Below are 13,097 nucleotides of genomic sequence, written 5' to 3' on the forward strand. Positions count from 1 at the left end.
GATAACCCTGAAAGACTAAGAGCGTCGCGGTGACCTTTTTATACCGCAGACGCTCTTGCTGTATCTGGAGTGAGCTTACTTGCTGCAAACGGATAAAGCCGCCCTGTACCCAGCATAAAGACCGAGAACCGGCTCTGGCTGAAGACTGGCTGCCATGCAGCATCAAGAACATTAAGCCCGCCAGTCAGCGCACCAAAGGCTGGCAGAACAAGACGGCGACCATCTGTTGCAAAGCATGGACGGCGAATGCTGCGGCCCTTGCGACGAACCTTGGCTGCCGGGTGCAGGTGTCCGCATATTTCGCCTGATACGACGCCTTCGCTTGGCTCGTGGCAGAAGGTGAGGCTGCGGATTTGCAGCGTCTCGACAACATCACCGCAATAGCTCGCTGGAATGGTCTTGTCGTGGTTGCCCGTAATCCATACCCATTCACGGCCGATCTGCATGGTCTTCAACATTGCGCGATAGGCAGCTGGTAAACAGTCAGCGCCTTTCTCGTCGTGGAAACTATCGCCAAGAGCGATCACGCGCTTCGGTTGGAAAATGGTGATAAGGCCGGAAAGGCGTTCCAGCGTAGCGCCGGTGTCGTAGGGTGGCAGCATCTGGCCACGGCGGGCAAAGCTTGCCCCTTTTTCCATATGCAGGTCTGAAACCACAAGCGTATGCTCTTCCGGCCACCAAAGGGCACCGCCATCATGCAGGCCAACGGTTTCATTGCCGATAGATACGTCGTGACAAACAGGCACAGGTAGACTCAAATATGACTGGGCGGTTGAGAAACTCACGCCATGGCCTCCTCGATCAGGTCATCCGCTGCTTCTAGTAGAAGCGCTTCATTTGCATCTCCTGAAACCGATACGCGGCCAATTTCTAACAGTACTGGAACAGCCAATGGCGAGATACGACTAAGAACACTATGGTCGATTCTCCCCTGAATTCTACTAAGAAACACACCTAGCCTCGAAATATCCAAATGTCCTGATGCCGCATCGTTCCAAGTGGCTTTCAGCAGCAAGTGGTCGGGTTCGTGGCCGCGCAGCACGTCATAAATCAAGTCTGAGCTGATGGTGAGTTGACGCCCTGTCTTCTCCTTACCCGGATGACGTCTCTCTATAAGCCCTGCAATAATGGCACAATCACGGAAAGAGCGCTTCAAAAGCGCGCTTTCAGCAAGCCACGCATCCAGATCATCGCCAAGCATGTCTTCGTCAAACAGTCCCGTTAGTGAGAAGCGCCCCGCTTGGATAGCAAGCCCTACATCCTTTAGGGACCATATGGCGAGGGAGTAGTCCGTCGCGCTGAAGCCAAGTGGTTGTAGCCCCGCGCGTTCCATGCGCCGTGTTAGCAACATGCCAAGGGTCTGGTGGGCAAGCCGCCCTTCAAACGGGTAACAAACAAGGTAATGCTTGTCGTTACGTGGGAAGGTTTCCACCAGTAGTCGCTCTTTATCCGGCAGACGTGATTTGAGCTGCTGGATTTGCAGCCATTCCTGCACCTGCTCGGGCAGACCAGACCAGCGCTTCGGGTTTGCCAGCATAGCCCGCACCCGCTCTGCCAGATAAGTGGAGAGGGGAAACTTGCCACCGGCAAAGCTTGGTATCTTCGGCTCACTGGAATTGCTGCGCGAAACGTAGGCCTCGTTTTCGATGATCGTTTCAAAGCGCACAATCTCACCGCCAAAGACAAAGGTGTCGCCGGGTTGAAGCTGTTCCAAAAACCACTCTTCAACTTCACCGAGGTAACGCCCGCCACGCCCAAGCGGGCGCTTGCGAGCAGCTCCGCCTTTGATCAGGCGAACCCTTAGGACGGGCGCTTCTACAATCGTGCCCACGTTAAGGCGGTACTGCTGTGCAAAGCGTGGATGGGAAATGCGGTAGGTGCCGTCTTTGTTTTGGCGTAGCTTGGAGTAATGGTCATAGACCCGCAGCGCGTACCCACCGGTTGAAACAAACTCCAGCGCCTTGTCAAAGTCCGCTCGGCTGAGGTCACGGTAAGTTTCAGCGCTGGTAATCTCGCCGTAGAGAGCATCAGCCTCAAAAGGCTCTGCGCACGCCATACCCCATATATGCTGGGCTAGCACATCCAGAGCACCAACACGAAGGGGCGGGGTATCTTGATATCCTTGGCTGGAGGCCTCTAGCGCCGCCTGACACTCCAGCACTTCAAAACGGTTTGCTGGAACGAGCAGCGCCTTAGACGGCTCGTTCATGCGGTGGTTGGCGCGCCCAATGCGCTGAGCTAGGCGGCTGGCGCCCTTTGGCGCTCCCACGTTGATAACGAGGTCGATGTCGCCCCAGTCGATGCCAAGATCAAGGGAAGAGGTACATACAACACCTTTCAAGCTACCCGAAGCCATAGCTGCTTCCACCTTGCGGCGCTGGCCTACATCCAGTGAGCCATGGTGCAGGGCAATCGGCAACGTATCCTCGTTTATGCGCCACAGGTCTTGAAACAGCATTTCCGCTTGCGAACGCGTATTAACGAAAACTAGAGTTGTGCGGTGCTCTTTGATCTGCTCGTAAATCTCATGAAGGGCATAACGGGCGCTGTGTCCAGACCACGGCAACCGCTCGCGGGTCTCAAGAATGTCGATGTGCGGCTTTGCGCCCGCTTCGGCAACAACAAGGGCGCTGCGCTCGCGCTTGCGGCACTCACCCAAAAAGGCGCTCGGTTGGGCAACAAGGTAGGCGCGCAAGGCATCAGGGTCTGCAACGGTTGCAGAAAGGCCCACACAGCGCACGTTTGGTGCAATCCTTCGCAGTCGCGTCAGGCCAAGCGCTAGCAAGTCTCCGCGCTTGGAGGTAACAAGCTCGTGCAGCTCATCAAGAACAATCGTTTTCAGCCCCTTGAATAGGGTCTCGCTTGCCTTGTCAGAAAGCAGCAGGGCGATCTGTTCCGGTGTTGTGAGCAGAATGTCAGGGGGAAGGCGCTTCTGCCTCTGCCGCTTATGGGCAGGCGTATCACCCGTACGCGTCTCGACAGAAATGGGAAGCTCCATCTCCTGAATAGGCGTTTCCAGGTTACGGGCAATATCCGTCGCCAATGCCTTCAACGGGGAGATGTAGAGCGTGTGAACAGAGGTCGGTAGGCCTGCCTTCTTACGTTTGGCTTTTGCCTCTTGCCCCTGTCGTTCATTGTAAAGGTCTATAAGCGTTGGCAGAAAACCCGCCAGCGTTTTACCGGCACCGGTTGGAGCAATAAGAAGGGCAGAGCTGCCGTCTCTTACCGTGCTAAGCAGCTCGCTCTGGTGCGGGCGAATGTGCCAGCCGCGAGAGGTAAACCACTTGTCAAAATGCTCAGGGATCACCTGATCTGCCTCGCTGCTCAGCTTGCCGTTAGCCTGAATTTACGCTGTTGGGGGTTTAAACGACCACCTTACTCTGTCATAACCTTATTGGGGTAAAAAGGGAACAGACGAGCGGGGTATGGTGTGTACACACCTTCAAAACAGGTAAGGGCACTGCTGCAAAACACACCTGCTGGTCTTTACTGTCCGCTGGGCGACTTCTTCATTGACCCCATGCGCAAGGTGCACCGCGCTGTTGTTACCCACGCCCATGCCGACCATGCACGCGCAGGCCATGATACCGTATTCGCAACACCGGAAACTTTAGCGATCATGGAAGCGCGCTTGGGGCGAAAGTTTGCCGCAAACCCAATGCCCCGCGGATATGGCGAAACGCTGCAACTGGACGATACGGCGGTCTCCCTTCATTCGGCAGGGCATGTGCTTGGTTCCGCTCAGGTGCTCATAGAGCATGACGGCTTTCGCGTTGTCGCTTCTGGTGACTACAAGCGAAGCGACGACCCAACCTGCGTGCCCTTTGAAGTGGTGCCCTGTGATGCGTTCGTTACTGAGGCGACTTTTGCCCTTCCTGCGTTCAGCTTTCCGCCAGCGCTTGAGGAGATGGATAAGCTTTTGACGTCCCTCAGGCTCTTTCCTGATTATACGCACATCATTGGCGCTTATTCCTTCGGAAAGACGCAGCGAATGATGGGATTGCTACGCCAGAAGGGATGGCACGAGACGATTTACGTTCACCCGACTTTGATGCCGATCTGTAAGCTTTACGAGTGCTTTGGCGTAGACCTTGGGCCACTTGAGATACTGAGCGACAAAGCCTTGCCTAATCACGTGCCGCTCGCGTTTTGCCCGCCATCGGCACTGACTTCCGGCTTTGCCGACCAGTTCGCCAAGCATCGTATTGTTGCAGCGTCCGGTTGGCTTCATGGTGGACCGCAGGCACGTGGCAGCAATGCTCAGGTCAAAATGGCAATTTCAGACCATGCAGGCTGGCCGGAACTTTGCGAAACCATAGAGCACACAGGAGCTAGAGAAGTGCTTGTAACCCATGGCGACGAGACGGCGTTAAGCCTGTGGGGGCGCAAAAATGGCGTGAATGCCTACGCTCTCTCCAGCTTGTGATGGATTAGCGCTTACCAATTGCGGGGAAATGCTGTTCCCCTTCAACTCTTGTAGTGACAAAGCTGCATTTTTCTTGTTTCTTTCGAGCCAAGAATATTTTCCCTTCACGGGCTGGGATTAACAAGCGCCGCCCAAATGAAGAAAGCAATACCGATGACTGATGCTGAGGATCTTGAACTGGCCGTAAACGAGCTGTTTGACCGTTATGCAGATGGCTACGAAGATTACGACCCGCAGGCAATCGCAAGCTGTTTTGCCTACCCGACTGTTATCTGGCAGTTGGAAGAAGGCCACATCTTTCGCGACAACGAAGAACTGATTGAAAACCTCGACGCTCTGCTGGATGTTCACCGTGAGTACGGCATCATGCAGTCCGTCTACGAAGTGGTATCTGTAGACGTAAACGGTAACTCCGCTTTCGTTACTCTGGACTGGCAGCAGGAAGATGAAGAAGGCGATGTGGTCTTTGATTTCACTTGCCACTACGTTCTCATGCTTCTTGAAGGTGAATGGAAAATCGCAACCATCATCAACGAGCCTAACTAAAAGGCTCTAAGGGGAGGGGACATGAAGGCCTTTTCAGCGCTGGTTGAAGCGCTTGAGAGTGACAAGTCCCCCACCGCACGAGAGCGGTACCTCGCTGCCTTTCTGGCGGAAAATGATAGGTCTGAATGTGAAGTAGCGCTGGGCGTATTGTCTGGCGCTTTTTCTTTGTTAAAGGCCGTTCGCCCTAAACTTCTCGAAGCCGTGTCGTCTAAACGGCTTGATGCTGAGTACGCGGCTCTTTCCAAAAGCTTCTTGAAGGACCAGCGCGAAACCATCGCGCTCAACTGGCCCGTAACCTCTTTTGATGACGGTTTGAGCCTTTCAGATGCTTGGCAGCGATGGCAGACCGCAGCTAAGGGCGACCAGGAGGCAGCACTAGAAGCTCTGCTGGATGAATGCGCCCCGCAAGCGCGACTTGTATTGATAAAGCTCCTTTCCGGTTCCCTCAGTGGGCTAATAGCTCCGCGAGATGTATGGGCAGCGCTTTTCCGTTACAGCGGAAAGGGCATCTCCGAGATCGCGTGGAATTGGCATTTTCTGAACGGTGACCTTGCCGCCATGTTCTCATGGCTAGAGGATAAAGCGGCCCTAGAGATGGAGAGCGATCACGCTGGCTTCGTCCAGGCATCCCAATGGGTTGAAGGTGAGGCACGGGCGATCCTCACAGCGGGTAGTGAACGCGATTTCCTCCACTGTGAGCCTCTACCGGAAGGCGTTGATCTCGTTATTTCAATCAGCGCGAATGGCAGATGCCGTATCTATACAGAAGAGGGCTCAGAGGTAACCGCTGCCTTTGATGAAATGGCTGGGGTCTTGAGGGGAGAAGCGGTCATCTTCGCCCGCTTGAGCCTTGAAAGGGACGGGCATGCCGTTGTTGCATCCGACCTCCTAAAGCTACTCAGCAAGAAAAAGGTAGAGTTGCTTTCTCAAGGCGAGGTCACAATTACTCTTCTGGATCGACTATTGCCGCCGGTTGGTGATCTGCACCACCAGCCTTTCTTGCAAAGGCGGCAGTTCCTCACAGGTTGGCAAGAGCAACAAACGCCTGAGTGGCGGCAGTTCCTTGTTTGCTCGCCTATCAGGTCGGGGGAAGATGCAACTCACTCAGCAAAAGGAAACAGCCTCAATCGCCTCGCGCTTTGGGCGGAGGAGCCAGATACGAATGGCGATCTTACCGAGGTTCGTTACACGCTCAAGCCAGCGCCGCTTCTTCTTGTCGGGCAAGTGATGCATGTAAGCTTCATGGGCGCACTGAACGCTGGCAGAGAAGTGGAGATAACCATTGGCCTTTGGCATCAGGTGGAGGGCGAGCAGACTGCCCTTATGCCCGTGGCAAAAGCCAGTTACCGGCCAGAAAAAGAAATCGCTGCCCAGCTTGCTGCCTATGTAAAAGCGCAGAGCGTTGGCCGTTTCGGCCCCCTGCGGGAACTTCACCAAAAGCCGGATCATTTGCTCGCTGCCAGAATCAGCTACACCGGCGCGGCCAAAGCTCCGCGCAGAAAATCCGGCCTTCAGCTTCATGACGTGCTTTTGGAAGAGCTGTTCTTCTCCATTGAGGCGTTGGATGCACCAAATCTGAACGATCTGCATTCAACTTTGTTCTAAGGGTCATCTTGGAGGGATAGACACGTCACAGCCGCTTGTTCAGGATTGAGCCCAAATCTCTAAGGAGCGACCAATGACTGCCCGTATCGACTATTTCTACACCTGCATTTCGCCTTGGGCCTACCTTGGCCATCGTGCGCTACTCGATATGGCAGCAAAACACGGGGCAGAGGTGTTCTTCCGTCCGGTTGATCTTTCCAAAGTCTTTGAAGTGTCCGGTGGTCTGCCGCTTGGCCAGCGTCATCCGGCGCGCCAACGCTATCGCTTTATTGAACTTCAGCGCTGGCAGGAAAAGCGCAATGTTCCGCTAAACTTCAAGCCGGAGTTTTTCCCGACAAGCCCTCGCCTTGCAGACCTTGTTGCAATCGCTGTGCAGCAAAACGGCGGTCCGGTTGGCGATTATCAGGAAAAGGCATTTCAGGCTGTTTGGGCGCACAACAAAAACGTGGCTGAAGAAGGCGTGATTGCAGAAATCCTAACCTCTCTCGGGCAAGACAGCGATGCGCTTATCGAGCAGGCTGGAGCACAGGCAACGGTGGACCAGCTGGCAGCAAACACGCAAATGGCTATCGAACAGGATGTGGTCGGCTCGCCGGGTTACCTTCTGAATGGTGAGCCATTCTGGGGGCAGGACCGGTTGGATCTGCTGGCAGATGCTCTCGAAAGCGGCCGCGCTCCGTTTCACACTTTATAAGCGGGCCGTCCTGTGCTTGAATGTATGAATTAACACTTATGGTGGAATTCAGAAGTTATTGCGCATGACCTTGCTCTCAAAGCCCGTCAAACTGGCTCTATTGCCCTTCCTATTCATGGCAGGCGCTGCGGTTGCGCAGCCCGATGCCCGCTTTACCCTTGTACAAACGGAAAAGGGCATGATGCGGCTTGATAAGGAAAACGGGCAGGTTTCCTATTGCCTAGATAAAGGCGGGCAATTGGTTTGCGAGCCATCGGTTGATGCCATTCTTGCTTATGAGGCGGAGATTGAGCGGCTGGAGCGCGAAAACAGCAAACTTAGGAAAGACCTTTCCGGCCTGCAAAAAAAGTTGCAAGGCCTCTCGGAATTAGCGGGGCAGGCAGCAGAGCGTGAAGAAAAACCTTTGCCGCGAAAATCCAGCGAGCAGTCCAAATGGCTCGGGCCAGAGCAGGAGCAACAGTTGGATGAAGCCTTCGACTTTGCAGAAAACGCAATGCGTCGCTTCTTCAATATGGTTGAAGGGTTAAAGCAGGATACAGAAGACGGTGGTTCTAACAGTGATCAGGCCAACTAGCTGACTGATTGGGAACGCCGCTTACAAAAAAGCCACCGTTTGTAGCGGCGGCTTTTTTGTTTAATGCTTTGAGGTAGTTATACGCCCTGTACCTGAAGGGCGAGAAGTGCCTCACGATGCTCTTTAGACAGAGAAACCATAGAGCGCTTGTCCAGATCCATTGCCAAAAACACAGAGTCACAAATCGCAATGAAGCGGTTGGTCTTGGCTTCAAAAATGTAATCGCGAATGTTGAAGGTGTTTTCCTGCACGCTGGTAAAGGCGGAGAGATTGTATAGAGACTCGCCAACCTTCAGTGGGCTGACCCAAGAAAGTTTCTTTTCCAGCACAACGCGGCCGAACATGTTTTCATCCAGCCATTCGGTGGTCATTGGCGTGCGCTCCCAAGTATGGGCGCTGGCATCGCTCAAAAATCCGGTCAGGAAAGCATCATCTGCACGACCTTCCGGCCCTGCATCGCGTGGCAGTATGGTCGAGCGTCCGGTAATGAACGCGCCGGACTCCATAAGGCTTTCCGGTGTCGGGCGGCCTGCATACGGGGTCGGTGTGATGCCGCGAGGTGCAGCCTTTGCAGACATGCTGTCTTCAAATTCCTGAAAACGGGAACGCAGCTGCTTGGCAGCGCTCGGGTTAGGTGTGTAACCGTCAATAGCGGTTGCAGCGACCTCGCCGGTGGAACCCTCGGTCATCTCATGGACAACGCACAGCATATGTGGCCCATCAAAAGCCACGTAAGAACGAACCTTGATAAGGGCCGCAACGCGAAGTTCTGCATGGAAACGTACATGACGAACACGGCGGGCGCCTACAATAGATTCACTAAAACCGGTCATTAAACGGAATTGCCGGTCCGCTTCTTCAAACTTGGCAAAGTAAAATTGGACGTTAAGGTGATCATTCTCATCACATTCCCATGTATTGACGAATGACAGTAACGTTTCCAAGGAAGGCATTGCTTGTCCTTTGCACAGATAAAACGAATAGTTTGATGCAGCCCTCAATGCCGCATAAACGCGAACTAGGCGTGCTTTTTCACTCTGTTCACCAAAAATGTATCTATCCGCTCACGGCTTATCTTGGCAAGGGCAAGATCAAAACTCTGGAAAACATGGCAGCCTTCCTCGTAGATTTCCACGTATACTTCGCCTCCTGCCAAGCGAAGGCGTGCGGCCATAAACAAGCTATCATCAATAAGAGGGTCTTGTGTACCCACGCTAAAAAGGGTGCAAGGTAACCCGCTAAGGTCTGCATACAGCGGTGAAGCATCTGGCGACTGCTTGTCTTGCCCCATCAAAAGGTAGTGTCTGGAAAACAAGTCTAGGTCGCGGGTGTTGAGCAACAAACGTTTGTCACCCCAGTTACGTGCAGAAGGCGTAAGATTTAGGTCAAAGAACCCTGCGGCAAGTACCGCGGCGCAAAACGGGCTCGCGCTATGCTTGTCGCGCAAGCGCAGCATGGTCACCACAGCAAGGTTTGCCCCTGCGCTTTCCCCTGCTATGCAAAAGGCCTCCCAGCCATAACGCTCTGCGCCTTCGCCAATGAGCCAGAGGGCAGCGGCTTCACAGTCATCCGGCGCACACGGGTAAGGGTGCTCTGGTGCCAAACGGTAGTCGACAGACACAACATCCATATTCGTGTTACGGGCAATCTCTTCCAGCCGTGGGTCCTGATAGCTGGAGGAGCCGTAAACAAAACCGCCACCGTGTATGTAAAGCAAAACCCCTTGCGGCTTACCAGATGGCGCTCGCAGTAAACGCAAACCCAGCGGCCCGCCGGAACCGTCGATTTCAAGGTCTTTGGCAACCTGACTGTATTGGGGAATTGGAAAAGCCCCTAGGCCCTGTAGGCGGCGCTCACGGGTAACCGGCAAAGGAAAGCTCCAAGGGTCCGGCAAAGCAGCGAAGCGCTCCATCAGCTCCTCATTGAAGCTACGGGCTTCATCCACATGTTGCCTATCAACCTTTACCCATTCAATCTGTGAGGGCATTGCCATTCCACATTTCCCTTGATTTACCTAGGTTACACATACTGTTCTAACATAGTGCCCCTTTCATTCAATCTCCGCTAACCCCTAAGGAACCAGCGGACTGCCACTTGGGTTAAGGGACAGCTAAAGGATTTATCGCCATGCGCCGCTACAGCCGCGGGACCGCCCGCATCAAGAAGATCAATGATGGTGATAAGGAAGAAAGCCTGCGGCAAGCGATGGCACGGCTTGAAGTTGCCACACGCGGCAAGAGCCTTGCTGACATCACCGCAGACGTCGATGAGTGGTTAGCGGATATTGATGCCAATGAAGGTCTGGTGACTTTGTTTGTACGCCATACATCAGCCTCTCTCACCATTCAGGAAAACACAGACCCACGCGTGCAGATGGATTTGGTCACGGCTCTGGATCGCATGGCGCCGGAAAACTTCAACTGGCTGCACGATGATGAGGGGGCGGATGATATGCCAGCGCATGTCAAAACCGTCGTAACCGGTGTCAGCCTGCCAATTCCGGTTTTAGGGGGCAGGATGGACCTTGGTATGTGGCAGGCCGTGTACTTGATTGAGCATCGCAGGCGCGATCATACACGCTCGCTTACGCTCCATTACAGCGGCACTTAAGCCCATAATTGGGCGGGCAGGGTGGAGCGGGCCGGCCCGCGCCACCTTGAAACGGGCATAAGTGGCTATTTGAATGCCTCGGTTGCCGCCAGCAAAGCTTGGGTTATGCCCGGCTCGGTCATGGTGTGTCCGGCATCCTCAACGACGACAAATTGCGCTTCTGGCCAGCGGTTTGCCAGCTCCCAGGCCGTGCGCATTGGGGTAACAACATCATAGCGGCCTTGAATGATCTGCGCCGGTATGTGGCGAATGCGGCCCACATCTTCCAGCAGTTGTTCTTGGCGCTCGAAGAAGCCTTGGTTGCGGAAGTAGTGGCATTCGATACGGGCGAAAGCCAAGGCAATCTGTGGCTCTACAAGGGCTTCAACCCGCAGCGGATCAGGAATAACGGAGAGGGTCGCAGCTTCCCATCTTGTCCAGCGGCGAGCGGCTTCAAGTCTCACAGCCTCATCATCACAGGTAAGGCGGCGGTGATACGCTTCAACAAGGTCGTCTTGCTCGTCACCGGGGATAAAGCTTTTGTAGAGCTCAAATTCATCAGGGAAGAGTTCTGACGCTCCCCATTGGTTAAACCACTGTACCTCCGAGCGCCTTACAGTGAAGATGCCTCGCAAGATAATCTCGGTTACGACCTCAGGGTGCGACTGGGCATAAGCAAGGGCAAGAGTGGAGCCCCACGAGCCACCGAAAACCTGCCATTTGTCTACGCCGAGGAACTTGCGTAGCTTCTCAAGGTCTTCGACAAGATGCCAAGTGGTGTTTTCTTCCAGCTCCGCAAACGGGGTCGAGCGACCACATCCACGCTGGTCGAGAACAATGATGCGGTAGTGCTCAGGATCATGAAACCGGCGCATAAGCGGGCTGGAGCCAGCTCCGGGACCACCATGAAGAATGACGACCGGCTTACCGTTTTTATTCCCGCTCTCTTCCCAGTAGATCCGGTGAAGCTCGCTTACTTGCAAGTGCCCGCTGGCATAAGGTTCAATCTCTGGAAAAAGCTGGTGGGTCACGCGGTTTGATCCTGCTAACACATTGATTGGAAGGGATATAAAATCCCTGTGCTAGCAGGAGGTATAGGGTCAGTTCGACATGCCCGCAATGAGGCTTACCACCCACAACACAACGGCAAGTGACATGGTCCACTGGCTGAAGGTTATGTAGGCGATCTCGATTGTATCGCGCTGGTGGTGCATGAGAACAGAAGCGCGCTGGCTTTCCTGTTTATGGGCAGGAACTGCACTTTGGACAGCTCTAACCATTCTCTCTGGAATGCGGCCAGACTGGTAAAGCAGTATACCGCTGAGGAGGATAGTCATAAGGGCGCCGCTGCGTAGCGATGCGCACGCGTCAAAGCTAAGACCGGCCATAATGAAAAGCGTACCAAGGGTATACAAACCGCAAAACCGGGCGATTGCCCAATATGCTGCCTGAGTGGTGCTATCCATCTGCGAACTCCTTACAAAGCGCTTTGGTTTGCATCCATTATACGGGCTTGGTCCTTAGGGGATTTATACGGACGTCCCGTTTTTTACGTATACCGTAAATAATCGGCAAATCTGCAAATCTCGTGGCAAACCCGAAAAACTCAGGCATTTATTGTTTCTCTAGGCGTTTCAATGCCCTGACTTGCCTTTGCTTCAATGTCCCGCCACCGCCTATGAGACCAGAGCCACAAATGAGGGTGTTCTCGCACCCACGTTCCAAGCAGTGCGTTGATTGCCATAGTGGTGATTTCTACATCCCGATTTAGGTCTCCGGTCTGCGAAACCGGCACTTGCGTACAGATCATCTTGAACCGCGCGCCCTTTTCGCGAAGCACCACTCCGGCCAGAATGGGAGCGTCATGGCGACAGGCGAGAAGCGCAGGTGCATGTGTCGTCTCCGCAGGTAAACCAAGAAACGGAACTGTAAGGCCGCCGGATGTTCTCTGATCCACGAGCATACCAACCATCTGTCCCTTGCGCAGGGCGCGCATGGCATGCAGCAAGCTATGGTTTCCTTTAGGAACCAAGCCATTGGGGCAGATCTTCTCTCTGTAGCGTTTCAATATGCCATCAAGGATCGGATTGTTGATCGTGCGATAGAAGTTGAGCTGAGGGTGAGGGATGACGAACGAGGGAGCTGGTGTCAGCTCCCAATTGCTGAAATGGCCGGATATGGCGAGTGCTCCTCGTCCTTCCGCCAAAATGCTTCTCGCTTCCTCCAACCCCTCAAAGCGAAAGCGCTCTTTGTCCGATGCAATTCTCGTGAGATTTGGGATCTCGCCGAAAACGCGGCCCATGTTCTCCCACATGGAACATAGGATCTCTTCCCTTTGCTCCTTGGAAAGCTCCGGCATAATTGCACTAAGGTTTTTGTGGGCCCGCTTGTGGCGATGGGTTAACGGTGCAATCCAGCGCATAAGTTTGCCGGGAATTGCTGATGCCACATCGAGGGGGAGAAGCCGAAGCATGCCAAGTAGCAATAGGATTGCGCCTGCCTCAGCCCAGAAACGCACCTGCCTGAGAGCCTCCCCAATGTTTTTCCAGAATTTATGTTGACCCACCGGCCCCTCGTCTCAGATCTCTGACCCAGTCGTGTATGAGCTTGAGATTAAGGGGCAGCTCGATTCTCTTAAAACCTTGGAATATTGGAGGTTAGCG

The 13,097-nt window shown here is 54.1% G+C and carries 13 protein-coding genes; 6 read left to right on the top strand and 7 right to left on the bottom strand.

Annotated elements, in window-relative coordinates; all coding sequences use genetic code 11:
* Nucleotides 1–38 precede the first annotated feature (38 nt).
* Together pdeM and E1162_RS16310 are read right to left on the bottom strand one after the other, a co-directional pair.
* Nucleotides 39–785 carry a ligase-associated DNA damage response endonuclease PdeM gene (gene pdeM, locus E1162_RS16305; RefSeq protein ID WP_371311989.1) on the bottom strand — a complete coding sequence of 249 codons (747 nt, stop codon included), beginning with the start codon at nt 783–785 and terminating at the stop codon, nt 39–41.
* Nucleotides 782–3,328, bottom strand: a complete 2,547-nt coding sequence (locus tag E1162_RS16310; protein WP_155133362.1) for a ligase-associated DNA damage response DEXH box helicase — start codon at nt 3,326–3,328, stop codon at nt 782–784. Before E1162_RS16310 ends, pdeM begins: the two co-directional genes overlap by 4 nt.
* A 102-nt stretch (nt 3,329–3,430) precedes the next feature.
* Between E1162_RS16310 and E1162_RS16315 the strand changes: the two genes are divergently transcribed.
* The 5 genes from E1162_RS16315 to E1162_RS16335 all read left to right on the top strand — a co-directional run bounded on the left by E1162_RS16315 (nt 3,431) and on the right by E1162_RS16335 (nt 7,845).
* Nucleotides 3,431–4,426, top strand: coding sequence for a ligase-associated DNA damage response exonuclease (locus E1162_RS16315; RefSeq protein ID WP_155133365.1), 996 nt, complete (start codon nt 3,431–3,433; stop codon nt 4,424–4,426).
* A 135-nt stretch (nt 4,427–4,561) separates the two neighbouring features.
* Complete coding sequence (locus tag E1162_RS16320) at nt 4,562–4,972, top strand: YybH family protein (RefSeq protein WP_257099057.1); 411 nt, start codon at nt 4,562–4,564, stop codon at nt 4,970–4,972.
* A 21-nt stretch (nt 4,973–4,993) separates the two neighbouring features.
* Nucleotides 4,994–6,577 (top strand): DNA ligase-like domain-containing protein, encoded by a 1,584-nt coding sequence (locus E1162_RS16325; protein ID WP_155133368.1) that lies wholly within the window; start codon nt 4,994–4,996, stop codon nt 6,575–6,577.
* A gap of 73 nt (nt 6,578–6,650) precedes the next feature.
* Nucleotides 6,651–7,271 (top strand): 2-hydroxychromene-2-carboxylate isomerase, encoded by a 621-nt coding sequence (locus E1162_RS16330; protein ID WP_155133371.1) that lies wholly within the window; start codon nt 6,651–6,653, stop codon nt 7,269–7,271.
* A 64-nt stretch (nt 7,272–7,335) separates the two neighbouring features.
* Nucleotides 7,336–7,845: a hypothetical protein gene (locus tag E1162_RS16335; RefSeq protein WP_155133374.1), complete on the top strand. Its 510-nt coding sequence runs from the start codon at nt 7,336–7,338 to the stop codon at nt 7,843–7,845.
* 77 nt (nt 7,846–7,922) lie between these two features.
* Here E1162_RS16335 and E1162_RS16340 read toward each other — a convergent pair whose 3' ends face one another.
* Complete coding sequence (locus E1162_RS16340) at nt 7,923–8,678, bottom strand: acyl-CoA thioesterase family protein (RefSeq protein WP_257099058.1); 756 nt, start codon at nt 8,676–8,678, stop codon at nt 7,923–7,925.
* Between the two features lie 185 nt (nt 8,679–8,863).
* Nucleotides 8,864–9,838: an alpha/beta hydrolase gene (locus E1162_RS16345; RefSeq protein ID WP_257099059.1), complete on the bottom strand. Its 975-nt coding sequence runs from the start codon at nt 9,836–9,838 to the stop codon at nt 8,864–8,866.
* 134 nt (nt 9,839–9,972) lie between these two features.
* Here E1162_RS16345 and E1162_RS16350 point away from each other — a divergent pair, with 134 nt between their 5' ends.
* On the top strand, nt 9,973–10,455 hold the full coding sequence (locus E1162_RS16350) for a secondary thiamine-phosphate synthase enzyme YjbQ (RefSeq protein WP_371311990.1): 483 nt from the start codon (nt 9,973–9,975) through the stop codon (nt 10,453–10,455).
* Nucleotides 10,456–10,520: 65 nt separating this feature from the next.
* Here E1162_RS16350 and pip read toward each other — a convergent pair whose 3' ends face one another.
* From pip to E1162_RS16365, 3 genes are all read right to left on the bottom strand, one after another.
* Nucleotides 10,521–11,465 carry a prolyl aminopeptidase gene (gene pip / locus E1162_RS16355; RefSeq protein WP_371311991.1) on the bottom strand — a complete coding sequence of 315 codons (945 nt, stop codon included), beginning with the start codon at nt 11,463–11,465 and terminating at the stop codon, nt 10,521–10,523.
* A gap of 69 nt (nt 11,466–11,534) precedes the next feature.
* A complete protein-coding gene (locus E1162_RS16360; protein WP_155133379.1) occupies nt 11,535–11,900 on the bottom strand; it encodes a hypothetical protein in 366 nt (121 codons plus the stop codon).
* Nucleotides 11,901–12,040: 140 nt separating this feature from the next.
* Nucleotides 12,041–13,000: a lysophospholipid acyltransferase family protein gene (locus E1162_RS16365; protein WP_155133382.1), complete on the bottom strand. Its 960-nt coding sequence runs from the start codon at nt 12,998–13,000 to the stop codon at nt 12,041–12,043.
* Nucleotides 13,001–13,097 lie beyond the last annotated feature (97 nt).

Source organism: Pseudovibrio flavus, assembly GCF_009711345.1.
Lineage (GTDB): Bacteria > Pseudomonadota > Alphaproteobacteria > Rhizobiales > Stappiaceae > Pseudovibrio > Pseudovibrio flavus.

What these genes read in the sequence shown, in the direction of transcription:
- E1162_RS16330 (WP_155133371.1), top strand. Translation starts at nt 6,651, where the DNA reads ATGACTGCCCGTATCGACTATTTCTACACCTGCATTTCGCCTTGGGCC.
- E1162_RS16340 (WP_257099058.1), bottom strand. Translation starts at nt 8,678, where the DNA reads ATGACCGGTTTTAGTGAATCTATTGTAGGCGCCCGCCGTGTTCGTCAT.
- E1162_RS16350 (WP_371311990.1), top strand. Translation starts at nt 9,973, where the DNA reads ATGCGCCGCTACAGCCGCGGGACCGCCCGCATCAAGAAGATCAATGAT.
- E1162_RS16320 (WP_257099057.1), top strand. Translation starts at nt 4,562, where the DNA reads ATGAAGAAAGCAATACCGATGACTGATGCTGAGGATCTTGAACTGGCC.
- E1162_RS16360 (WP_155133379.1), bottom strand. Translation starts at nt 11,900, where the DNA reads ATGGATAGCACCACTCAGGCAGCATATTGGGCAATCGCCCGGTTTTGC.
- E1162_RS16345 (WP_257099059.1), bottom strand. Translation starts at nt 9,838, where the DNA reads ATGGCAATGCCCTCACAGATTGAATGGGTAAAGGTTGATAGGCAACAT.
- E1162_RS16325 (WP_155133368.1), top strand. Translation starts at nt 4,994, where the DNA reads ATGAAGGCCTTTTCAGCGCTGGTTGAAGCGCTTGAGAGTGACAAGTCC.
- E1162_RS16335 (WP_155133374.1), top strand. Translation starts at nt 7,336, where the DNA reads ATGACCTTGCTCTCAAAGCCCGTCAAACTGGCTCTATTGCCCTTCCTA.